General features: G+C 37.3%; 17 protein-coding genes. 13 read left to right on the top strand and 4 right to left on the bottom strand.

The genetic code is table 11. From position 1 onward, the window contains the following. The first annotated feature begins 2 nt into the window (after positions 1-2). Together AC106K_RS01345 and AC106K_RS01340 are read left to right on the top strand one after the other, a co-directional pair. Positions 3-293 carry a hypothetical protein gene (locus AC106K_RS01345; protein ID WP_482443026.1) on the top strand — a complete coding sequence of 97 codons (291 nt, stop codon included), beginning with the start codon at positions 3-5 and terminating at the stop codon, positions 291-293. A 3-nt stretch (positions 294-296) separates the two neighbouring features. After that, the gene (locus AC106K_RS01340) at positions 297-1,319 is read left to right on the top strand and encodes a hypothetical protein (protein WP_482443024.1); all 1,023 of its coding nucleotides are present in this window, start codon (positions 297-299) and stop codon (positions 1,317-1,319) included. 16 nt (positions 1,320-1,335) lie between these two features. On the opposite strand, the gene AC106K_RS01335 is transcribed toward AC106K_RS01340, so the two are convergent. Then, the gene (locus AC106K_RS01335) at positions 1,336-1,809 is read right to left on the bottom strand and encodes an Mpo1 family 2-hydroxy fatty acid dioxygenase (RefSeq protein ID WP_482443022.1); all 474 of its coding nucleotides are present in this window, start codon (positions 1,807-1,809) and stop codon (positions 1,336-1,338) included. A gap of 73 nt (positions 1,810-1,882) precedes the next feature. On the opposite strand from AC106K_RS01335, the gene AC106K_RS01330 reads away from it, so the two are divergent. The 7 genes from AC106K_RS01330 (at position 1,883) to AC106K_RS01300 (ending at position 11,536) form a co-directional block, all read left to right on the top strand. After that, entirely contained in the window at positions 1,883-2,728 is an 846-nt protein-coding gene (locus AC106K_RS01330) for a helix-turn-helix domain-containing protein (protein WP_482443021.1), read from the top strand. Positions 2,729-2,817: 89 nt separating this feature from the next. Beyond that, positions 2,818-4,128: a TolC family protein gene (locus tag AC106K_RS01325; RefSeq protein ID WP_482443020.1), complete on the top strand. Its 1,311-nt coding sequence runs from the start codon at positions 2,818-2,820 to the stop codon at positions 4,126-4,128. Between the two features lie 24 nt (positions 4,129-4,152). Next, positions 4,153-5,271 (top strand): HlyD family secretion protein, encoded by a 1,119-nt coding sequence (locus AC106K_RS01320; protein ID WP_482443019.1) that lies wholly within the window; start codon positions 4,153-4,155, stop codon positions 5,269-5,271. Between the two features lie 129 nt (positions 5,272-5,400). Then, a complete protein-coding gene (locus AC106K_RS01315) occupies positions 5,401-6,993 on the top strand; it encodes an MFS transporter (RefSeq protein ID WP_482443018.1) in 1,593 nt (530 codons plus the stop codon). Positions 6,994-7,323: 330 nt separating this feature from the next. Next, positions 7,324-9,534: a TonB-dependent receptor gene (locus AC106K_RS01310; protein WP_482443016.1), complete on the top strand. Its 2,211-nt coding sequence runs from the start codon at positions 7,324-7,326 to the stop codon at positions 9,532-9,534. 114 nt (positions 9,535-9,648) lie between these two features. After that, the gene (locus tag AC106K_RS01305) at positions 9,649-10,461 is read left to right on the top strand and encodes a siderophore-interacting protein (RefSeq protein ID WP_482443014.1); all 813 of its coding nucleotides are present in this window, start codon (positions 9,649-9,651) and stop codon (positions 10,459-10,461) included. Positions 10,462-10,831: 370 nt separating this feature from the next. Then, positions 10,832-11,536 carry a class I SAM-dependent methyltransferase gene (locus AC106K_RS01300; RefSeq protein WP_482443013.1) on the top strand — a complete coding sequence of 235 codons (705 nt, stop codon included), beginning with the start codon at positions 10,832-10,834 and terminating at the stop codon, positions 11,534-11,536. A gap of 210 nt (positions 11,537-11,746) precedes the next feature. Here AC106K_RS01300 and AC106K_RS01295 read toward each other — a convergent pair whose 3' ends face one another. Continuing rightward, entirely contained in the window at positions 11,747-12,409 is a 663-nt protein-coding gene (locus AC106K_RS01295) for a hypothetical protein (RefSeq protein WP_482443011.1), read from the bottom strand. Positions 12,410-12,470: 61 nt separating this feature from the next. Continuing rightward, positions 12,471-14,507 (bottom strand): methionine--tRNA ligase, encoded by a 2,037-nt coding sequence (gene metG, locus AC106K_RS01290; protein WP_482443009.1) that lies wholly within the window; start codon positions 14,505-14,507, stop codon positions 12,471-12,473. Between the two features lie 330 nt (positions 14,508-14,837). Here metG and AC106K_RS01285 point away from each other — a divergent pair, with 330 nt between their 5' ends. The 4 genes from AC106K_RS01285 to AC106K_RS01270 all read left to right on the top strand — a co-directional run bounded on the left by AC106K_RS01285 (position 14,838) and on the right by AC106K_RS01270 (position 22,642). Further along, positions 14,838-17,681 (top strand): SusC/RagA family TonB-linked outer membrane protein, encoded by a 2,844-nt coding sequence (locus AC106K_RS01285; RefSeq protein ID WP_482443008.1) that lies wholly within the window; start codon positions 14,838-14,840, stop codon positions 17,679-17,681. A 19-nt stretch (positions 17,682-17,700) separates the two neighbouring features. Then, positions 17,701-19,269, top strand: coding sequence for a RagB/SusD family nutrient uptake outer membrane protein (locus AC106K_RS01280; RefSeq protein ID WP_482443007.1), 1,569 nt, complete (start codon positions 17,701-17,703; stop codon positions 19,267-19,269). A gap of 16 nt (positions 19,270-19,285) precedes the next feature. Next, entirely contained in the window at positions 19,286-20,407 is a 1,122-nt protein-coding gene (locus tag AC106K_RS01275; RefSeq protein WP_482443005.1) for a SusE domain-containing protein, read from the top strand. Between the two features lie 78 nt (positions 20,408-20,485). After that, positions 20,486-22,642 (top strand): glycoside hydrolase family 97 protein, encoded by a 2,157-nt coding sequence (locus tag AC106K_RS01270; RefSeq protein WP_482443004.1) that lies wholly within the window; start codon positions 20,486-20,488, stop codon positions 22,640-22,642. A 112-nt stretch (positions 22,643-22,754) separates the two neighbouring features. Here the strand turns inward: AC106K_RS01270 and AC106K_RS01265 are convergent, their stop codons facing one another. Continuing rightward, positions 22,755-23,738: a sterol desaturase family protein gene (locus AC106K_RS01265; RefSeq protein ID WP_482443537.1), complete on the bottom strand. Its 984-nt coding sequence runs from the start codon at positions 23,736-23,738 to the stop codon at positions 22,755-22,757. Positions 23,739-23,931 lie beyond the last annotated feature (193 nt).

Raw genomic sequence — 23,931 nt, 5'->3', positions numbered from 1 at the left:
TAATGATGAAGAACAACCCATTTCTTACTGTTTTTCTATTGTTTTGTATTCAGGTGCTGCTTATGAAATATATGGATTATCTGGACTTTGAGTTTGAGATGGCACAGGGCTTATATCTTGCTTTTGTTTGCTTTTTTATTCCAGCCATCTCTGTTATTCTTAATAGGTTTATCGGAGAATCCATGTATAAAAAATCATTCAGATATTTTACTTTTTTTATTGTAATAGCTTCCCTTCTGGCGTTTGTAACATTGTCTTATTTAGGAGATTTAGGAAGGGCTTATCAACATTAAAGCATGAAAAAAAAGGTCATAGATTATCTTAATTTTTGTTTGGCGGGTATTTTTATAGCAGGCCTTATTTTCTATGGAGTTACCTTACTTCAAAAAAAGAAACTTGATAAATTCTACTGGTCGGCAAAAATCATCAGTGTGAAGCCTAATTCGGTAGATGAACAATCCGGAATGCTGAAAATTCTTGATGCTGGTTTAATCAATAGCTTTAATCAGACTGTAACCAGATTAGACCCTTATTCTCCTAAATCCATTTTTTCCAAAGAGGGATCGGAGTCTGCTTTTTTTGGGAAACAAAATGAACTCTTACCAGATTCTTTAACGATTAAATATTTTTCTGTTGAAGAAAATAAGTTTTATCAATTAAATGCAAAGCTTCCTTTGGAAAAAATAGATAATTCTTTAGAAAATAAGGAGTTCGAAACAGATTTGAAGATAGAGATTCAATCGGGCGGAAAGATTTCTTTGAAAATTGAACAACCGGAATCTGAAAAAATTGGACCAAAATTAATACTGAGTTTTCAGGCAAAAGAAATTACGGGAACATTAAAAATGCTGGTCGATGCAGGACGTTTAAATGAGGAAGATTATGACCTTTCTTTGCTAAGGAGGGTGTCTGATTATTCAGATATTATTACTCAAAAATATGTATGGAAAATAAAAATTGAAGGCTCTGAGAAAATTTTAGAGAGTTTAGCCTATACTTTTGAAAGCGAATCAATCGGACCGGAAAATGCGCCCCTTGAAAATGCTCTGTTAAGAAATATTCCGAAAAGTGTTGCGGTTGAATGGGGAAATGAACAACATTATCACAGCTTTTGTACTTTTGACGGTCAGGAAATCTTGGACGCTTTTAAAGATCTTGATAAGATAAAGAGCAATGAACCTGCAGTCATAACTTTTAAAATATTTAAAAATGCTTTTCCAAAAGCTGAAATATCTAAAGCTGGTAAAACGATTAAGTTAAAGAATATTAACCCGACGACTCCTATAAAGATGTCTTATATAAAATGCCCAATAGAATAAAAATATATTCTTACCATTAATACCTGATTCCAGTCTTTTTCAGAATAAAACCTAACAACCAGATAGGGCCAACCAGTAAGAACTGAAGATCTTTAAGAAACGTAGGCTTTTTCCCTTCGATTTTATGCCCTATAAACTGCAAAATCCATGTAATAATGAAAATTGAGAGATAAACCATCCAGGATTGTTTTTCAAAATAAATATTGGTAAGATAGATGAAATGTTCTGCCGCTAATGTGAGAATGAGCATAATAACACTGATGCGTAATGATAGCCTTAAATAGAAAAAAGTGATAAGAAAGATGGCTATGATACTTACAATACTGATACAGCCGAAGTAGGAGACGCATAGATGAGGAGACGGAATAAGAGAAACAAATCCGAGAATTGTCCAGAAGATCAGCGGAACACAGATCCAGTGAATCAATTTGTTGGTTGCGTTTCTATGGCTTTTGCTATACTCTGCAAATAATAAATCAACCTTTCTCATAGGAGCATGAATTTGATAAACGCTAAAATAATAAAATTTTGTAATCAGTGATAAGATTGCTTACATTTGTGCTATGTCTGCCCTGGAAAAATTTGGAGTCGATATTTTTACGGAACGCAATATTTTCGAAAGAATTGCCGTGGACAAGCCTTTTCGTCCCGAAAACCCAGCTTTTATATTTATTAAATCCGGAACCATAAAACTTCGTCAGCATTTCAGTGATCTGGAGGTTTCTGCCAATATGTTTATGGTCACCGATCCGCAGACCATTTATGAAGTAATATCAGTAACTGATGATTTTCAGTCCAGAATGGTTTCCTATAAAAGAGAATTTATTTCCGCATTGTCCTTGAAATTCAATAGGCTGATTACATATCGTTATTTCAGACAACAGATGAATAGAGGAGTTCCTTTTCCTGAAAATGAAATGGAAGTAGTCTGGAAAAGTGTCAATTTTCTTAAATATATTCTGGATTCTGAGACTGAAATGCTGTATAAAAAAGAAATGGTGGAACATCTTTTCTCTGTTTTCTGCTATCAGATGGCCGGGATTATTTCCAAAGAAGATAACAATTCTATGAACCAGATGTCCAGACAGGAAGAAATCGTATTTGTGTTTCTTACCGATCTTGCAGAACATCATCTTACGGAAAGAACAGTAGAGTTTTATGCCGAAAGGCAATCGATTACAACCAGACATCTTTCGTCGGTAGTGAAGGAGGTGACAGGGAAAACAGCAAGCCATATCATAGCTTTGATCGTCATCAATGAAGCGAAGGTGCTTTTAAACTCTTCTAATAAACCGGTGTCTGAGGTTTCTTCAATCCTTGGTTTTAGCGATCAATATGCATTTTCCCATTTTTTTAAAAAACATCTGGAAGTAAGTCCAAGACAATACAGACATCAGTTCGAAAACTAAAATCTTACATTTGAACATCTTTTTCCAAAAATCAAACATTTGATTGATTTTGTTGTTCTCCTAACTTTGCATCTGTAAAACAAGGTAAAATGACAAAGAAAATAAAAACAGCACTATCAGTTTTGATAGCAGCTTTTCCTGCGCTGTTTTTTTCCCAACAGATCAAACAGATGACTGCAGGTGAAGTGGCCGAACTGGCCGTTCAGAATCACCAGCAGCTGAAGGTTTCTGCCCAGAATATTGATATTGCCAAACAGAATATCAATGTTGCCAAGCTTCAGAAACTGCCTACCATTACGGCTTCTACAAGCCAGTTCTATTTGGGGGATGCAGTAGCAATTGATAAAGATTTTTCAAATTCTACAAAAGTTCCGATGCCACATTACGGAAGTTCTTATGCTGTACAGGCTACCCAGCTGATCTTTAAGGGAGGATTGGTGAGTAAGTCTATAGAAATGGCAGGACTTCGTGAGCAATTGTCTGAACTCGATCTTGAGAAAAATAAACAGGATGTGAAATTTTTAGTGATTTCAAACTATCTGGACGTGTATAAAATCATGAATCAGGAAGAAGTGTTTCAGAACAACAGAAAACTTGCTCAGGAACGGCTTAAAAATATCCAGAAATTTTATCAGCAGGGGATGGTGACCAGAAATGAAGTAATTCGTGGTGAGCTGGCCATCAAAAACCTGGATCAGGGAATTCTTACCCTTTCCAACAACAAAAAGATTCTTAATTATAATTTAAATGTCGCTTTAGGCTTATCTGCTGATACAGAGATCGTCCCAACTGAAAGTCTTGAGAACAAAGAAGCTGGAATAGGGATGGAGTATTACACAGATCTTGCCCATGAAAGCAATCCTTTGCTGAAATCTGCTAAAAAGAACATTGATGTAGCCGATAAAAATATCGAAATCATCAAGACAGATAATATGCCCACAGTGGCAGGATTTGGTGGATATACCTTACAAAGACCTATTACTACGAGAAACCCTGTCTTAGATATGTATTCAGGAGGATGGCAGACGGGTGTTTCTCTTAGTTACAATATAGATAATCTGTATAGAACAAAGGAAAAAGTAAAAGTAGGTGAACTGCAAAAGACGCAGGCCAATGATGCAATGACCCTGGTTCGTCAGAATGTAGATATGGGAGTAAATGCAGCCTATACAAAATATCAGGAAGCGATTCAGCAGGCAGATATTCTGAATGACTCCAAGCGACTGGCTGAAGAAAACTACAAAATCACAGAAGCCAAGTATCTGAATCAACTGGCAGTGCAGGCGGAGATGATTGACGCACAAAACCAGAAACTGCAGTCAGAGCTTGATTACGCCAACGCTGAAATCAACGTTTTGTATCAATACTATAACCTTTTGAAATCTACAGGAACACTTTAATTTTTTAAACTGAAAATCAACACAATGGAAAACAAGGAACAAACTACTCAAAATACAGCATCCACTCCGGCAAGACCAAGCGGAGACGGCAACAAAAAGAAAAATAAAACAAATAAGGTTCGGGCAATCATTTCCAATATCGTAGTTTTTCTGGTGATTGGCTTCGGATTATTCTGGCTGATCCGTGAATATTTCCACATCGGAAATAAGACGTATACGGAGGCAGCGCAGGTAGAAGAATTTATCAACCCGATCAATACAAGGGTTTCAGCGTATATTAAAGAAATTAAATTTATTGAACACCAGAGAGTAAAAAAGGGAGATACTCTGGTCATTCTGGATGAACGTGAAATTCTTACACAGCTGGGACAGGCTGAAGCGGCTTATCAAAATGCAATGGCTCAGAAAACAGCAACCAGCTCTTCAGTAAATACCGTTTCAAACAATATCAATGTAATGCAGTCGAATATTGCAGGAGCTAAAGCAAGACTTTGGAATGCAGAACAGAATCTGAACCGATATAAAAATCTTTTGGCTGCAGAAGCAGTGACAAGACAGCAATATGACCAGGTAAAAACTGAATATGATGCTCAAAAGGCGGCTTATGAAACTCTGGTGAATCAAAAGCAGTCTGCTAATCTTTCAACTACCGAAGTGAAAAGCAGATTAGGAATCAATGATGCTGAGATCAAAAGAACAAAATCAGCTCTTGATATGGCAAGAATCAACCTTTCTTATACTGTAATTACAGCTCCTTATGACGGAGTAATGGGAAGGAGGACGATTTCTGAAGGGCAGCTGATTCAGCCGGGGCAACAGGTGGCAACCATTGTTTTGAATGGTCAGAAATGGGTAACGGCCAATTTCCTGGAAAGCCAGATGCCGAATATTAAAGTTGGTGAGAAAATAACGATGACAGCCGATGCATTGGGCGGACAAAAATTTGAAGGAGTAGTAACTGCCGTTTCTGCTGCTACAGGATCAAGATATTCAAGTGTACCAACAGATAACTCTACCGGAAACTTCATCAAAGTACAGCAAAGAATCCCGGTAAGAATAGAATTTACCGCTTCCAACAAAAAAGAAAATTTGGATAAGCTGAGTGCAGGGATGAATATGAACGTGAACATAAATAAAGACTAAAAGATGAAAGGTATCAGATTCCAGACATTATGCCGAAGAAAGCTAAGCCCGAATGTTGAAGGTCTGCCATCTGAAATCTGATGTCTATTATCTGACATCTATTATCTAAAGTCTATTATCTGAAAAATCATGTACAATAAAGGATTATATAGCGACTGGGTACCCAAACCTGTACAGCTGCTGCTGATCGTATTGCTGCTTGCAGTAGTAATGCCTCTCGGTGGGGTGTATACGGGAAATATAAGCCATTTGGTAAGTGGTACCGGAGCGTTGACAGAATATTTTATGTGGGCCAATTATGCGACCACAATAGGGATGGGGGCTTGTATGCCTGTTGTTCTCAGAATCAAAATGAGATTCAAAGTAAGAGACAAGATGGTGCTTTTATTAGTACTGTTGGGCTTGATGGGGTATATCAATGCCACGACTTTACAGCCCATGATCTTCGTATTTACCTCTTTGCTGATCGGATTTATGAAAATGATGATCACCATAGAACTGTTTCTCCCATTGATGGTAATGATCGGGAATCGGGGGATATTCTATGGAGCGTTCTATACATTTGTTCTGGTGATGAATCAGGTGGCGGTGTATTATTCCGCTGAGTTTTCATTGCTTTACAACTGGCAGCAATATTACCTTTTTACTTCAGTGCTGTGTCTTATCCTGGCATTGATCCATTGGATTTTTATGCATAATAAGTATTTTGCTCTGAAAGTTCCACTACATTATATCGATTGGCTGAGTATTCTGCTTTTCATATCTACCTTTATGTTTTCAGCGTATGTATATTCATTCGGAAGACAGCAGGATTGGTGGAATTCACAGAATATCATTAATGCCAGTATAGCGGCTTTTGTAAGTTTTGCATTGCTCAGCATTCGCCAGTTGACTTTAAAGAGACCTTATCTTTCATTCAAGATCTTTACCAAGAACAATGTGCAGCATGGTTTGTTTATGTTGTTCTGGCTGGGAATGTTTTTAGGAACAGCTTCTATTCAGAATACCTTTTCGGTAGGAGTACTGGGATATGACCAGGTGACGAATGCCAGACTTAGCGTACTGATGATTCCGGGAATTATTGTAGCCGGTGTGATCGCCATATTCTGGTTCAAAAAAGAAAAACCGTTGAAAATGTATATTTTCTCAGGATTCGCAGGAATGTTGGGATATGCAATCATCATGTATTTTTCTATGGTATTGGAATTCAGCTATGACAACTGGTATCTTCCTATGTTTTTAAAAGGCTATGGAATGTGTTCTCTTTTCATTTCTGTGTGGTTTTATACCCTGGATAAGCTTGAAATGGATGAAATGCTTGCTGCCATAGGACTTGTGCTGGTCTGGAGAACTTTCCTTGCGGTAGGGATCTTTTCAACCCTATATGCGTGGTTCCAGTATCGTTTTCAGGTTACTGCGATAGGAGATCTTGCAGTTTATATGGATGGAATGACGGTGAGCCCTCAGAATGTTGCTGCCAATATGAAAGCAATTCAGCTTAATGCAATCATTATAGCGACCAAAAAGATATTCGGGTATATTATTTTGGTTGGTTTCGGAGTCTTATTGTATGTGTTGACTCACCATTTCGGAGCAAAACGATTCCAGTATTTCAGATTTGTGAGAGTTCTCGGTGGTAAATCCGTTATTGCCAGAAGAAGACTTCGTGAACGAAAAAAATTATTAGAAGAAATAAAAGACGCAGCTGGGCCTGCGATCTGAAGATACCTTGTTTTTCACAGTGAGATCCTGGTCCTTTGTTGGATTGGGATCTTACGTTTTTTAAGGGATAGAGGAAGGAATTGGGAAAAAGGGAGCTGGAAGATGGAAGTTATTGATGTCATTAGTACAAATAGAAGTTGTCATAATTTCTTTTATGTAAAATTTCTTACACTTAGCAATAGCTGTTAACCGACAACCATAACTCCCAGCTTCCTTCTTCCCACTTCCAACCTTTAAATAAAAAAGATGAAAAATTTCACCTTTTCTTATTTTTATTATTTCTAAATAAAAATTATTTTTGCAGGATTATAAAAACTTTGATTAGATAGAATGAAAAAGCAATATGCATTCATAGGTCTGATGGCATCTGGACTACTGTTTTCCCAGACTGCTAAAGACTCTGTAGTCGCTAAAGGTATTGAAGATGTAGTGATCGTAGCTTCCCGAAAGCCTACCAAGATCTCTGAAATTCCAGGTACAGTTTGGGTAGTACAGAAAGAAAAAATTCAGGAACAGGCCAAAAACGGGGTACCTATTAAAGAAATGCTTTCAATTTTGATTCCGAGTATGGATATTGGCCCGCAGGGAAGAACCAACTACGGACAGAATATGAGAGGACGTTCAGCTTTAGTAATGATCGATGGGGTTTCTCTGAACAGTATCCGTGCGATCAGCCGTCAGCTGGATGCAATCGATGCTTTCAATATTGAAAGAATTGAAGTACTTTCCGGAGCGAGCTCAATCTATGGCGGAAATGCTACCGGCGGGATCATCAATATTATCACTAAAACACCTTCCAAAAAAGGAATCAGTGGTGAAACCGAATTAGGGGTACGTACAGGATTTATGGGGAAAGATGACCATGATTTCCGTGCAGCACAATCCATTGCCGGAAAAGGTGAGAAATTCTTCGGAAGACTGGGAGTTGCCTACCAGCAGAACGGCGGAGTGTATGGAGCAGACCAGAAACAGCTTTTTACAGACATTACACAAACCGACCTTCAATATAACCAGTCGATAGACGTTCTGGCTACAGGAGGGTATCAATTCAACAATAAACATAAAATAACAGCTTCATTACAATATTACAATTCTAAGTTCAATGGGGACAGAAGTTTATTCCTGGGTGAAAATTTAGGCGCTTTTACTAAAAAGAACGGTGGACTTCTTGAGATGAGAGACGGATTCTCTTCTGATAAAAATATCGGGACAGAACGTTATATGGGAACAGTCACGTATACAGGAAACGATATTCTTGGAGGTCAGGATCTGTATGTACAGTTGGCTACCCGTGGTGAGAAGCTGGGATTCTATCCTTTTCCCGGAAATTTAAAGTTGGAGAAAAGCAGTATTGCCTACATGTCTTCCTCACAGCAGGACACCTATTATTCAGGGCTTAAGGCTTTATTATCAAAATCATGGAGAGGCTTGAATGTAACCTACGGAGTAGATGTAGACCTTGAAAAATTTGAAGGAAATCAGTCAGTTTATGATATTTCAAAGACGATGTCAAGCGGAGGATTGACCAATGAAACAAAATATCGTTTAGGAAGATACCCTGTCAATCATTCCCAAAGTTATGCGGGATATGTTCAGGCAAAATACAATATTCTTCCCAAATTACAGATCAACGGAGGGGTTCGTTATCAGAACATTAAGGTAAAAGTAGATGATTTTGTAGGGTCAGAACAACAAACGCAAATCGCAATGGGCTATGGACAGTCTGCTTCTGCAATTCCCGGAGGTGAAAGCTCTTATAACGTTACTTTAGCCAATGCTGGATTATTATATAAATTTAATGAGCAGCATCAGGCCTGGGGGACATTCTCTCAAGGGGTAAGTCTTGCAGATCCTGCCAAATACTACGGAATCGGTACTTATAAACTAAATGGGACCAATTGGGATGTCGTTTCAAGCATCAATGTAAAAGACCAGCCTTTACAGGCCATCAAAACCAATCAGTTTGAAGTGGGATACCGTGTCAACAGAGGCGGATTGAGAGCTCAGATTGCCGGATTTTTAAGTACTTCAGATAAATCGGTTACCGTTGACAGGAAGACATTCCAGATCTTGGTTAATGATTTGAAATTAAGAAATATGGGAATCGAAGCTGAAGTTTCCTATTCTTTAAACAATGGAGTCTATTTCGGAGCAAGCGGGCTGCTGATTAAGTCTGAAGTAGATAATAAAGGAGAATGGAAGAAACAGGATATTTCAAATGCTTCTCCTTCAAAATTAGTAACCTATATCGGTTATCATGTGCAGAATTGGTCGTTCAGGTTCCAGTCTTTGCAGAATTTCAAACAGAAGGACGAGCTTAATAATGTGATTGAAGGGTACAATACTTCGGATTTGATGATAGGTTATCGTTTAAGTTGGGGTAAATTCAACCTAGGAATTCAGAATTTGTTTAATACAGATTATCAGACAATATGGAGCAAGCGTTCTCAGGTTCTTTATTCCACGTATGGACTTCCGGAACTGTTTAATTATAAAGGACGGGGAAGAACCTTTAATATGTCTTATACATTTGAATTTTAAAAACAGGATTAGGATATTGAAACCAATGTCTTAATCTGCAATCAATACTTTCTACAAATCCGGTTTCTGATGTTGATCGGAAACCGGATTTTAATTTTAAAATACATTTCAGTTATGGCTAAAATTCCAACAGGGCAGATTGTTGCCGAAGTGACCAGAAAAGAATACATCACTGATCATTTTATCAGGGTTTATCTTTATTCTCCTGAAGTACAGCAGTTCAGCAATACAACTGTGGGGGACAATAATAAAATTGCTGTTCCGCCTACAGGTCTGAATGAAGTTCATTTTCCGACACTGGATGAAAATCACGAATGGGTGTATCCCCCAAAAGAAGTGGCTCCCGCCATCAGGACCTATACTCACAGGGGAATTGATCTTGAGAAAAGTGAACTGATGATAGATTTTGTAGACCATGGAGACGGTGGCCCCGCTTCTCAATGGGTGAGGAATGCCAAAGTTGGTTCAAAATTGGGAGTCATGATGCGCCTGGATGGGAAAGAGTTTTATCCTGCAGCAGATTGGTATCTGTTGGTAGGTGATGCTACAGCCATTCCGGTTTTGAGTGCTATTCTGGAAACCCTTCCGGCCACCGCCAAAGGAGTCTGTATCATTGAGGTTCACGGTAAAGAAGATGTTCAGAAACTTGAAACGAAGGCTGATATTGAATTTAAATGGATTTTTAATGCTGAGCCACAAATCAGCAGTGAAATTTCAAATGCTGTAAAAAGTATAGAGATCCCGGAAGGTTCGAAATTCGGGTACGTAGCTTGTGAATTCTCCAGTGTGAAAGAGATCCGTACCTATCTCCGAAAAGAGAAAAACTGGACCTCCCAGGAATTATATGCTTATTCTTACTGGAAAGCAGGTAAAGCCGAAAATGAATCACAGGAAGACAGACGTGAAGAAAAAGAATCGATAGCATAGCCTGGGTTGGGGTTAAGAAAATTCTCAAGTATTTTTAACGCTGTGGTCGCAAAAGTTTTTTAATCAGACTTGACAATAATTTTGTTCGCAAAGGCATTTCATTTAGCTAAGACAATTGCTGTTTGATTGCTGAGTGAAACGCCTTTGCGATCGTATTAAGTATCCACAAAAATCTTGCGATCTGTTGCGTTATAATAATATCATAAACAAAGTATTAAAAAGAATATTCCAAACCGAGGCTGATATAACTATAGATAGAGAAAGTGAATCTCTGAAATAAGACAATAACGAAAACGACGCAAATCCTACCACCCGAAAATCCGGATCTCAAACTTTGAATTTTACCCTCCGAAGCCGTATCTTTGCCACTATGAAAGATTTAATGGGCAGAGCGATCTGGGATTATTATCACAATGAAAATCCTGAAGATCTGCAGACTGAAACGTCAATTTCTGAACTGGATGAACTTCCGGTAGATTATTTATTCAGAGATTTTGATGAAATGAACGATATTGAGCAAAAAGCACTGGAGCTATCCAAAGGAAAAGTCCTGGATATTGGTGCCGGGGCCGGTTCTCATGCTTTATATCTTCAGAATGAAAGAGGTCTGGATGTTTTAGCATTAGATATTTCTCCGAAATCTATTGAGGTTTGCAAGCTAAGAGGCATCAAAAAAGCGGTTTGTGAAAATATGCTTGATTTCTCAGGAGAAAGTTTTGATACCATTTTATTATTGATGAATGGTACCGGAGTTTTTGAAAGCCTTGCGAAAATTGATACCTATCTTCAAAAACTGCATACTTTACTGAATGATGATGGACAGATTTTAATAGACAGTACGGATATTCTTTATATGTTTGACCGTGATAAGGATGGCGGGGTGTACATTCCGGCTGGCGGATATTATGGTGAACTGGATTATGTAGTTCATTATAAAGGAGAATCTGAGGAACCAATCACCTGGCTATACCTTGATTTCAATACACTGAAAAATGCAGCTGAAAATAATGGATTCAAAATAGAGAAAGTGATGAAGGATGAGGATTCTTATCTGGCAAAACTGATCAAAAAATAAATCTTAGAAGTATTGCTGACCGAAAGAGAAGCAAGCTCAACAAGTCATATATATTGTCATTCTGTAAACCGAGTGACAATTTTTATTTTGTACTTCTTCCTAGCCCCGATAGAAACGGTTACCCCGCAGCATGGATTGGGGAGCATAAGGGTTTGTGAGTGGGAAAGCATTGGCGTGAGGAGTAAAAGTGGATAGCGGGAATAAGCTCCTTTATCTTAAAAGACGGATTACTTGTGCAAACGGATAATAGGAAAACCATTCCTCAAAGTATAGATACATTAAGACAGCAGTTACAGCACACAAGATGACAGGGAGCAGGTAAGATTCAGGACGGTAAGGAAGCTTTTTAGGAACAGTTGTTACCCATAGAAATATCAGCCCAATAGCTCCCGCAGCAATAATGCCTATTTCCGGGCTAAACCTTGAAGGACCGGTGAAATCAAAATTGGACAACAGAATATATTTCTGAAGGATGAAGAACAGAAATCCATAAACCAATATAAGGATGGCAGCCGGATATTTTTTTAATTTTATAAGATTCAGAGAAAGTAGAATGGATGCAGGAATTGTACTGAAGAAAATGCTGATCACAAGGATCGCAGTTCTGGAATAAAGCTTTACAGCATGAGGATCATCTGTAACATGGTCTTGCCATGCTTCTGTTTCTTCCTTCTTTTTGGCTTCTTCCTCGTCTTTTTTATGCTGAATTAACCGCTGAATGTCCACTTTCTCCTGTTCTGTGAAAATACGTCCTCTTTCAAGTAATATTTCAAAAGCTATTTGAACGGCCTTGGGAACAAAACGGTTTCCTTCCTGCAGGTAATTTTCCAATTCACGATTGGAAAGTTTTCTTAAAACACTTCTATTGACCATAAATATATATAAGAAAGGCTGCTTCGGATGAAACAGCCTGTTATCTTTATCATGATGTTAATTATCCGATCTCAATACCGTTTTCAACATTGCTGTCGTCCGGAGTAACGAAAGATAATTTTCCGTCTGGTTTTGTTGTTAATAATAACATTCCCTGAGATTCGATTCCTCTGATTTTTCTAGGAGCAAGGTTCAACAGGATCATTACCTGTTTACCGATTACCTCTTCAGGAGTGAAGCTTTCTGCAATTCCTGAAACAACCGTTCTTACATCTACCCCTGTATCTACAGTAAGTTTCAGTAATTTATCTGCTTTTTCTACTTTTTCAGCTTCTAAAATGGTTGCAGTTCTAAGGTCTATTTTAGTAAAATCATCAAATGTGATCTCTTCTTTCATAGGTTTGGCGTTAGGGTTTGTTTTTTTATTGTTTTGTTTTGTGTCTTCAAGTTTTTGGATCTGAGCTTCGATTACGTTGTCTTCGATCTTTGAGAAAAGAAGAGAGGCTTCATTGATCTTATGACCTGTTTCAATTAAAACAGATTTGTTTTCTACATCACTCCAGCTTACTCTTTCTACATTGAACATATTCAATAGCTTTTCTGAACTGAAAGGCATAAACGGTTCACATAGCTGAGCTAAAGCAACAGCAATCTGAGCTCCCACAAATAAAGATTGGGCTGCTTTTTCAGGGCTGTCTTTTATAGTTTTCCAAGGTTCTTCAGTCTGAAGATACTGGTTTCCAAAACGTGCAAGATTCATTAATGCAGATAAAGCATTTCTGAATTCGTAATTTTCAAGGAATCCTGAAATTTCTTTTGCTGCTTTATTGATTTCCTGTAGCTCTGGACTGTTTACATCACCTTGCGGAACAACACCGTCATAATATTTATGGATAAGTACAGCCACTCTATTGATAAAGTTTCCGAAGATCCCTACCAACTCAGAATTATTCTTTGTCTGGAAATCTTTCCACGTAAAGTTATTATCCTTAGTTTCAGGAGCTGACGAAAGCAAAGCATATCTTAAAACATCCTGCTGACCAGGGAAATCTTCCACATATTCATGCGCCCATACTGCCCAGTTTCTTGATGTTGAGATTTTATCATTCTCAAGGTTCAGGAACTCAAAAGCAGGGACATTTTTAGGCATGATGTAATCTCCGTGAGCTTTCATCATCGCCGGGAAGATGATACAGTGGAATACAATATTATCTTTTCCGATAAAGTGTACCAGGTCACTGTCTTCACTTTGCCAGTAATCTTTCCAGTCTTTTCCGTTTTTCTCAGCCCATTCTTTGGTGAATGAAATATACCCGATGGGTGCATCAAACCATACGTAAAGTACTTTTCCTTCTGCATTAGGCAGAGGAACAGGAACACCCCAGTTCAGGTCTCTGGTCATCGCACGTGGCTTCAGACCATCGTTTAACCATGATTTTACCTGGCCATAAACATTTGGTTTCCAATCGTCTTTATGACCTTCAATGATCCACTCATTTAAGAAGTCTTCATACTCATTCAAAGGCAGATACCAGTTTTTGGTATCTTTAAGGATAGGAACATTTCCGCTTAGCATTGACTTCGGATTGATCAGCTCAGATGGAGAAAGGGTAGAACCGCACTTCTCACACTGGTCACCATAAGCATTTTCGTTACCACAGTTCGGACAGGTTCCTACAATATAGCGGTCCGCAAGGAATTCTCCTGCCTGCTCATCAAAATACTGTTCGGAAACTTCTTCTGTGAATTTTCCTTTTTCATATAAAACCTTGAAGAAGTCCTGGCTGGTTTCATAATGGTTCTTAGACGTGGTTCTGGAATATTCATCGAATGAAATTCCAAGGTCAGAAAAAGATTTCTTGATGATTCCGTGATACTTATCAACGATGTCCTGAGGAGTAACTCCTTCTTTTTTGGCTCTTATGGTAATAGGAATCCCATGTTCATCTGAACCACAGATAAACGCTACATCTTTTCCTAATCTTCTCTGAAATCTTGCGTAAACATCCGCAGGAATATAAACACCTGCCAAATGTCCTATATGAACAGGCCCGTTTGCATAAGGCAAAGCTGCCGTAATCATCTTTCTGTTTGACATTTATAGTAAAGTTTTGACTGCAAAGATAAGGATTATCTCCCGAATTCCACTATTAGAGGAATTCTTAAACGTTTTAACGCTTTTTCAGGTGTTGAATATGAAATTAAGTTAAACATTTGTTTAACTTTTTGTTAATGTAAAATAAATAGTATGCATTGCATAACTTCGTGTAAATTATTGATAGGTAAATAACTAACTAAAAGTGGTTTCGTAATATACATAATTTTATCATAAATTATATTAAATTTATAATAATTCTAATTTTTTTTTAAATTGCAAAACTGGCTTCACGCCAGAATATGACTGAAACGAAACTATAAAAATAAGATTGTGAAGAATTTTACAACAGTATTAAAAATTGCGCCCGCTTTTTTACTGGCCAGTACAGTAATGCACGCGCAGACTAAAGACTCTGTCACCAAGGAGAAGAAGATTGAGGAGGTGGTACTGATAGGGTATGGTGCTAAAAAGAAGTCTGACCTTACAGGATCTATCACTGCGGTTTCTGAAAAGGACTTTAACAAAGGTGCTATTGTCTCGGCAGACCAGCTGATCAATGGTAAAGCTCCGGGGGTGAGGATTACCAATGACGGAGGATCTCCTGACTCGAAGCCCAATATAAGGATCAGAGGTGGTGCATCCCTGAATGCACAAAATAATCCATTAATTGTAATTGATGGCGTTCCTTTGGACTCAAGTAATCCTGCTGGAGTTGGTAACCCACTTAACCTTGTCAACCCGAATGATATTGAATCATTTGCAATATTGAAAGACGCATCCGCTACTGCTATCTATGGTTCCAGAGCTTCAAATGGGGTTATCATTATTACTACCAAAAAAGGAGGTGGTAAATTGAAGATCAATTTAAGTACCAATGTTTCCGTAGGAGAAGTGACTAAATATATGGATGTGATGAAGTCTTCAGACTTTGTAAACTATATTAATACTTTTTATCCTCAATATAATTACAGATTGGGAGTCGGTGGAGATGTAAACAATCCTACAATTCCTGGTCAGATTTATGATACTGATTGGCAAAAAGCGATCTATAGAACATCGGTTTCCAGTGATAATAATTTAAGTATTTCCGGGAATTTATTTAAAAAGCTTCCTATCAGGTTATCACTAGGATATAACAGAACAGAAGGTGTTGTACGAACCAGTGATTATGAAAGATTTTCCGGATCGTTAAAATTAACGCCTACTTTCTTTGATAACCATTTAAAAGTGGATATTAATGCCAAAGGTATTATCTCGGATCTAAATGCTATTGATGCAGGAGCTGCAATTGGAGGAGCTGTCAATATTAATCCTACTTTACCAATTTATTCAAATAACATTCCTTATGGTGTTGATTTTGGAGGGTATTATCAAAATATTGACACCAACAAAAACCCATATAAAAAGATTGGACAGGACAATCCTATGGCAGCTTTGATGCAGCGTACTTCGCCTCAAAAAGTAAAAAAGTTTTTGGGGAATGTAGAGTTCGATTATAAAATGCATTTTTTACCGGATCTTAGAGCTGTTTTAAATTTAGGACTTGAGTCATCAGAGTCAGATCTTAAGACTGTTTTTGGTAATAATGCAATACAGACTTACAAACTTCCTACAGACGGTTCTGCACACTATGTTTTCAATCCTGGTATTGATTATCGTGAAAAGCAGAATATTTTGAATAAAACGATGGATGCTTATTTGGTCTATAATAAAAAGCTTTCAGGTTTTATTTCTAATTTCCTGATTCAAGGTGGATATTCTTATCAGAACTTCAGAAACGAAGGGGATAAAGATACTTATAGATATGATGATGCTTCCGGATTAAGGGTTCCTACTCTTAAATCTCCGCTGAACCCTGAAGAAAAGTATTTCAACAGTTTAAATTTACAATCATTTATAGCCCGTTCGAATGTAGATATTTTAAATAAATATTTATTTACAGTTACATTCAGAGCAGATGCATCATCATTATTCAAAAAAGAGAATAGATGGGGGTATTTTCCTGCAGTAGGATTTGCATGGAAAATGAGTGAAGAGAATTTCCTAAAAGATGTTTCTCAGGTAAAAGAACTTAAGCTTAGACTTGGCTGGGGTAAAACAGGGCAGCAAGATATAACAGGAATCGCAGGATTCTATCCTTCGAGACCTCTTTTCCAGATAGGAAGTGCTAACTCTCAATATTTTCCCGCAATTGGTACCTATAGTGCCCGTCCTTTTAATGATGGTTTAACTTGGGAAACGACTACTACCGTTAATGGAGGATTAGATTTTACATTATTTAGAAATAACTTGTTAACAGGTAGTTTTGATATTTATGATAGAAAAACGACAAACCTATTAGCCCAGAGAACGATTCCACCTGGTCAGGGTCTGACTAATGATTTTATTGATAATGTTGGAGAAATGAATAATAGAGGGGTTGAATTAAACTTAACTCTAACTCCAATAAAACAAGAAAATTTTACTTGGAGTATTTCAGGGAATATGGGGTATAATAAAGGAAAAGTAACTAAACTGGAATCTGTGATCTCAGCCCAAGACGGAGGACTTCCGGTAGGAACGGGAACTCAGTTAGCTTATCATGTACAGGGCTATCAGCCTTATTCTGCATGGGTATTCCAACAAGTATATGATAGTAATGGAAACCCTTTGCCTGATGTGTATGTTGATAGAAATGGAGATGGGAAAATTAACAATGATGATAGATATTATACAGCTTTAAGACCTAACTGGACCTATGGTTTCAGTACTTCATTAAATTATAAAAATTGGGATTTTAGTGCTAACTTCAGAGGACAGATTGGAGGGAAGGTGTTTAATTCCAGAAAATTGGCTCAAGGTTTTAAACAATATGCCGTTCCGCAAAATGACGTTGGATTAAATAATGTACTGAACTATGCTTCTACGTCACCTTTTATAAATTTGACAGACAATACCTATTTTTCTGATTTCTTTTTGGAAGATGCATCTTTCTTAAGGCTGGATAATGCTACAATTGGATACCTTGTTAAAAATATGTTTGGCAGTACCAATGTTAGAATCTATGGTTCTGTGAGCAATGCGTTTGTTATCACCAAGTATAAAGGACAGGATCCTGAGAACTTCAATGCCATTGATAACAATTTTTATCCAAGACCAAGAATCTACACAGTTGGTTTCAATTTTAATTTCTAAAATTTAAAATTAGAAGAAAATGAAAAATATTAAATTTAAAATAAAGTTCATTGCAATTGCCTCTATGATGATTTTTGCAACGACATCTTGCCTTAATGATTTGGATACGGAGCCAAAATATGATTTGACTCTTGAAAATTTATTGCAACAAGATCCAAAAGCAGTTGAAGGATTACTTTCAAGACTATATGCAAGTTTTGCTCTTTCCAGTGTTGAAGGACCGGATAAGTCTGATCTACAGGGAGCCAATGCAGGAGAATCTCCTTTTATCAGAGGAATTGTAAACCTGAATGATTTCACTGCTGACGGAATGAAGAACAGATGGGGTGATAATGGACTGGATCAGCTAACTACCACTACAAACTGGACCAGTAATAATAAGTTTTTCAAATATGTATATGATAGAATTTATTATACAGTTCCTCAGGCTACCAATCTTATTCTTATCATGAAAAATGGTAATATAAACTATGCTAATAAGGATCAGGTTATCAACGAACTGAGATTCCTAAGAGCTCTTTCTTATTATTATCTGGTAGATTTGTTTGGAAAAGGTCCTTTGGTAAATGATGATAATTTTAATTCTAGTGTTCCTTTACCGGAAGCTTCAAGAAAGGATTTATTCAATTATGTGGAAAGTGAACTTTTGGCAATTGAAAATCAGCTTCCTCAAACAAATTCATATGGTAGAGCTAACAAATCTGTCGTAAGAATGTTATTGGCAAAATTATATTTAAATGCCGAAGTCTATACAGGGACAGCAAGATATAATGATGCTGCTATTTATGTAAGCAAAGTAATTAATGAAGGAGGGTATCAGTTAGAATCTAATTACAGAAAGAATTTCTCTGCAGATAATAATACTTCAAAAGAGATTATTTTCCCATTAATTGCAGACGCTGTTTCAAGTCAGAGTTATGGGAATACAACTTATCTTGTAAATGGAAGCTTAAGTACAGAAACAATGGTTCTTGCAGATTTTGGAGCAACAGATGGCTGGGCTGGACACAGAGCTACAAAAGCATGGTATGGCCTATTTGGTAATAGCGCTGCCGATCTTCAAGCAAGTACTGACGCGAGGGCTAAACTATTCTGGACTCAGGGGCATCAATGGGAAATGGATGATTATAAAACATGGAATAATGGTTTCCCTTCAGATAAATTCTGGAATAAAAATTCTGATGGAACAGGTGGGGCTACTGCTTTTTCATCAACAGATTTTCCTTTATTCAGATTAAGTGAGGCTTACTTAATTTATGCTGAATGTGCTCTTAGAGGTGCTGCATCTGCGAACACCGTACAGGGGTTAGCGTATGTAAATCAAGTTAGAGCGAGAGCCGGAGCGGCCGCTGTCGGTTCAATCACATTACAGTCTGTTCTTGATGAAAGAGCACGTGAATTAAACCTGGAAGGAGTAAGAAGACAGGATCTGATCAGATATGGACTGTTTACTGGGGCGTCTTATTTATGGCCTTGGAAAGGCGGTGTCAAAAACGGAACTTCTATTTCGGACAATTATAAAGTGTTCCCGGTTCCTACAACTGCTTTACAGGCAAACCCTAATTTAACTCAAAATCCAGGTTATTAATCTTAAAAACTAAGAAATGAAAAAGATATTTAATGTTTTATTAGTTACTCTGGTTGGTTTATACCTTATCTCATGTTCAAAAGAGGAGGATAAAATAGAGTTAAAAAATATTTCACAGGCAAAAATAGCTGCTGATAAAAACTCAGTAGTGCTTGATGAAACAAAAGCAACCCAAAACGTACTAACTTTTACTTGGGAGAACCCAACTTTTAATCCGAATGTGGGATTTACGAATGCTTTGCAATTTGCAGTAGCAGGAACCAATTTTTCTGCAAACGTATTACAGGATTTACCTTCAGATCAAAAGAACTTTTCTCTTACCCATTTACAGTTGAATAATATCTTAGCACAGCTGAATGTGGCTCCTGATACGGCTAAACCTATTGAAATAAGAATGAGAACAGCTTTAAACAGTACTACATTCTATTATTCAAATGTAATTACGGTAAATATGACGGGCTATACTCCAAATCCAGATCTTATTTATCCTAAAATAAATGTTCCTGGGAGCTATGCCGGAGCAGCAGGATATGCAGATTGGGCACCAGGTAATTCCCCTAACTTATTTTCGCCTGAGAAAAATGATAAATACAGAGGATTTATATGGATCAATACTGTTGCAGGTGCTGAAGATGGAAAATATAAATTTACTATAAGTCAGGATTGGCCAGGAAATAAAGGGGATGATGGAACTCATACAGGGAAATTAAAAGCTGATGGCGACAATATAAAAGCTCCTGCTGCAGGAACCTATTATATTAAGGCAGATTGGGCAGCCAATACTTATTCTTCCGTGATTGCCAACTTTGGTATTATTGGAGATGCCACACCTACAGGCTGGGGATCAGATACTGATTTTGTATATAGCCCATCAACTAAAACTTATGTGATTAATTCAATTGCTTTGTCGAATACAGGAGTGTTTAAATTCAGAGCAAATGATGATTGGGCATTGAAGTTCCAGCCTAAGCAAGACGATCAGGCTTTAGCTTCAGGAAAATCAGTACAAACGTATTTCAACGCTGAAAATACAGTAACTGGAGATCCGGGATATAAAGTTCTGGAATCAGGAAACTATAAAATCGAATTAGATTTACATAATTCAGCATATTATAAGTTAACCATTACAAAGTTGTAAGAACATTAAGTTTATAAAAGCAAAGTGCTGCTTTACCGCAGCACTTTATTTATTTTTTTAAGTTAATAAATAGTCATTATGAAGAAAATTACAGTTGGAGCGCTTTTGCTCTCAATGATGTTTGCGGGGGTAAAAGCCCAATCTTTAAAATCTCCGGATGGGAAGTTTGAAATGAACTTTCAATTGAAAGAAGGAGTACCCTATTATAACCTGAAATACAATGGGGCAGTAGTGGTTGAAGATTCTAAATTGGGATTGAGATTATTTAAAGACACAGCCATAAAATTTGCTTCCGAAATTGCCAAACCGGAAGATGCAAAATACGACCTGAACAACGGTTTTGCAAAGGTAGATGAAAAAAGAGACTCTAAGAATGAGACCTGGCAGCCGGTTCTTGGAGAAAAGAAAAATTATATCAACAACTACAACGAGTTAGCCGTTACGCTTAATCAGGCTTCTACAGACAGAAGTATTGTAGTAAAATTCAGATTGTTTAATGATGGTCTTGGATTCAGATATGAGTTTCCACAACAGAAAAATCTTAATTATTTCGTAATTAGAGAAGAAGATTCTGAAATTGATTTTCCAACCGATATGAAGGCTTGGTGGATGGTGGCAGACTATGATTCTCAGGAATATCAGTATCAGGAAACCAAAGTTTCTGAAATTCCGGCAAAATGGACTCAGGCTGCGGATGCCAATGCTTCTCAGAAACTGATCAAAAATGCAGTACAGTCTCCATTAATGCTTAAAAAAGAAGGAAAAACTCCTTTATACATTAACGTTGCAGAAGCGGCAGTATTAGATTATCCGGCTTCACATCTGGAGGTAGATGCACAGAATTTTAAATTCAAAACGCATTTGACTGCTGACAGACAGGGAGCAAAAGGATATATACAAACCCCGTCAGTAACCCCTTGGAGAACGATTATTGTAGCTCCGAAAGCAGAAGAGGTGATGGATTCCAAAATGATCTTTAACCTGAACGAACCTACAAAGTATACCGATACTTCTTACATTCACCCTACAAAATATATGGGAGTTTGGTGGGAAATGATCATCGGAAAATCTCAGTGGGCTTATTCTACCGCTGAAAATGTTCATTTGGATAAAACCGATTTCTCAAAATTGACTCCAAATGGAAAACATGCAGCCAACAATACAAAAGTTAAAGAATATATCGACTTTGCAGCAGAAAACGGATTCCAGGGACTATTGATCGAAGGTTGGAACATTGGTTGGGAAGACTGGTTTGGGCATTCCAAAGAATTTGTTTTTGATTTCATTACCCCTTACCCGGATTTTGATATTAAAATGCTAAATGATTATGCGCATTCAAAAGGAATCAAGCTGATCATGCACCATGAAACTTCAGGATCTGCAACCAACTACGAAAGATGGGCTGACAAAGCTTTCCAGACGATGAATAAATATGGATACGATGCTGTGAAAACAGGATATGTAGGAGATATTATTCCTAGAGGAGAGCACCATTACTCTCAATGGACGATCAACCATTACTATAGAATTGCTGAAAAAGCCAATGAATATAAGATCATGGTCAACTCTCACGAGTCTGTACGCCCTACAGGAGAAAGCCGTACCTATCCGAATTATATCTCTGCAGAAGCGGCTCGTGGAACAGAATATGAAGCATTCGGAGGAAATAAGCCGGACCACCAGACAGTACTTCCGTTTACAAGATGGATGGGAGGTTCTATGGATTACACTCCGGGAATTTTCCAAACTAAGTTAGATTATTACTTCCCTGGAGATAAACGTTTTGTAAAAACTACGCTGGCAAAGCAGCTTGCATTATATGTGACGATGTATATGCCTCTTCAGATGGCGGCAGATCTTCCTGAAAACTATAAAAAGCATATGGATGCTTTCCAGTTTATCAAGGATGTAGCAGCAGATTGGGATGATACCAAAATCTTATCAGCTGAGCCGGGAGATTATGTGATCACTGCAAGAAAAGCAAAAGGTACAGAGAATTGGTTTGTAGGAGGTATTACCGACGAAAACAAGCGTGAATACACCGTGGACTTCTCATTCCTGGATAAAGGAAAGAAATATGAGGCAACTATCTATGAAGATGGAAAAGATGCCGATTATATCGACAATCCTCAAAGCTATAACATCTATAAAAAAGAGATTACCAGCAAGTCAAAAATTAATTTTAAAATGGTAAGAAGTGGCGGTTTCGCAATTTCAATCAAACCAGTAAAATAATTTGAAAATACACTAAGGTGCCCCGGTTTATTGATTATTCAATTTCCGGGGCTGTTTTTTTATTCAATTTCAGAATAAATCTGTGTTGAATGAGGTTTTCTTCGTCATTTTCCTACTTATCCAATGCCTCTGTATATTCATATTCTGCTTCAGGAACAGGTTCTTTTTTTATCGCAGAAGTTTTATTTTTTATTTTCTCAAGATATTCCTTTTGAAACTGCTTTACCGTTTTTCCAGTACCATCATGCCTCCATCCTGGTGAGTAAAAAAGATATTTTAGTCGGGTTTTAAAAGAAATTCCGGGCTGTCTTATATCTTTTCCTATCCTTCGCCATTCATAGAATAGGGTAGTGGCTGGATCTTTAGACTCCATTTTAGGATAGATTCCATATTTTACAGGAACTTCAGGGTCTTCTTTTTCAAATGTTCCGAAGATTTTATCCCAGATAATCAAGCCCATTCCCATATTACGGTCCAGGTACTTGATGTTGCAGGCATGATGTACCCTGTGATGAGAAGGAGTTACCAGAATGTATTCCAAAAATCCCATACTTTTAATTGATTGGGTGTGCACAAATGTCCCATAGATCTGTATGGAAGAGTAAGCTACCAAAATATGCCATGGATGAAATCCCATGAAAGCTAGTGGAGAGAAAAACAGATATCTGTATAATGGCTGGAATACCGGGCTTCTGAATCCTGTACTGATATTGAAGTAATCAGAATTGTGATGGGTAATATGTACCGCCCAGAAAACTCTGGAGTGATGATCCACATAGTGATGGACATAATAAGCAAAATCCTGAGCCAGGAATACTGCAATCCAGTACCATATGCCTTCTTGCCAGTCAAAAATACGATGTTGGTAAAAAAACATCATGACAAACAAAGAAAAACCCTTCATGATAATGTCTAACCCATAATTGAGCAAGGCAAAAAGGACATTTGTGGCCACATCCTTTGTCTCATAGATCTTTTCTTTATTAAAGTGGCTGTAAGCCATTTCTATGAAAATAATAGCCGCAAACACAGGGATTGTCCATGTATAAACAACATCTGGCCCCTCAGTTTTGAACATATTGCTGAAATCCAACATTTTTTCTGTAAAACTAAACATTAAATAGTTTAAAAATATATTTTTTAGATTAAATATTCTTACTTAGGCATGATTTAATGAAAATTTAATAAAAATTTAAGCTGTTATTGTAAAAACTTCATCAATAAATGGAAAATGAGCGGAAATATTCCGTTTAAATTTGGACAGAACCAAAAAATCCCGGAATATCGAT

The sequence above is a fragment of the Chryseobacterium sp. FR048 genome, assembly GCF_056844665.1.
Note: the sequence above shows the minus strand (reverse complement) of the source record. Positions and strands in the feature narration are given on the sequence as shown.

Coding starts and splice junctions, on each gene's coding strand:
- AC106K_RS01345 (WP_482443026.1), top strand. CDS start 3: ATGATGAAGAACAACCCATTTCTTACTGTTTTTCTATTGTTTTGTATT.
- AC106K_RS01340 (WP_482443024.1), top strand. CDS start 297: ATGAAAAAAAAGGTCATAGATTATCTTAATTTTTGTTTGGCGGGTATT.
- AC106K_RS01335 (WP_482443022.1), bottom strand. CDS start 1,809: ATGAGAAAGGTTGATTTATTATTTGCAGAGTATAGCAAAAGCCATAGA.
- AC106K_RS01330 (WP_482443021.1), top strand. CDS start 1,883: ATGTCTGCCCTGGAAAAATTTGGAGTCGATATTTTTACGGAACGCAAT.
- AC106K_RS01325 (WP_482443020.1), top strand. CDS start 2,818: ATGACAAAGAAAATAAAAACAGCACTATCAGTTTTGATAGCAGCTTTT.
- AC106K_RS01320 (WP_482443019.1), top strand. CDS start 4,153: ATGGAAAACAAGGAACAAACTACTCAAAATACAGCATCCACTCCGGCA.
- AC106K_RS01315 (WP_482443018.1), top strand. CDS start 5,401: ATGTACAATAAAGGATTATATAGCGACTGGGTACCCAAACCTGTACAG.
- AC106K_RS01310 (WP_482443016.1), top strand. CDS start 7,324: ATGAAAAAGCAATATGCATTCATAGGTCTGATGGCATCTGGACTACTG.
- AC106K_RS01305 (WP_482443014.1), top strand. CDS start 9,649: ATGGCTAAAATTCCAACAGGGCAGATTGTTGCCGAAGTGACCAGAAAA.
- AC106K_RS01300 (WP_482443013.1), top strand. CDS start 10,832: ATGAAAGATTTAATGGGCAGAGCGATCTGGGATTATTATCACAATGAA.
- AC106K_RS01295 (WP_482443011.1), bottom strand. CDS start 12,409: ATGGTCAATAGAAGTGTTTTAAGAAAACTTTCCAATCGTGAATTGGAA.
- metG (WP_482443009.1), bottom strand. CDS start 14,507: ATGTCAAACAGAAAGATGATTACGGCAGCTTTGCCTTATGCAAACGGG.
- AC106K_RS01280 (WP_482443007.1), top strand. CDS start 17,701: ATGAAAAATATTAAATTTAAAATAAAGTTCATTGCAATTGCCTCTATG.
- AC106K_RS01275 (WP_482443005.1), top strand. CDS start 19,286: ATGAAAAAGATATTTAATGTTTTATTAGTTACTCTGGTTGGTTTATAC.
- AC106K_RS01270 (WP_482443004.1), top strand. CDS start 20,486: ATGAAGAAAATTACAGTTGGAGCGCTTTTGCTCTCAATGATGTTTGCG.
- AC106K_RS01265 (WP_482443537.1), bottom strand. CDS start 23,738: ATGTTGGATTTCAGCAATATGTTCAAAACTGAGGGGCCAGATGTTGTT.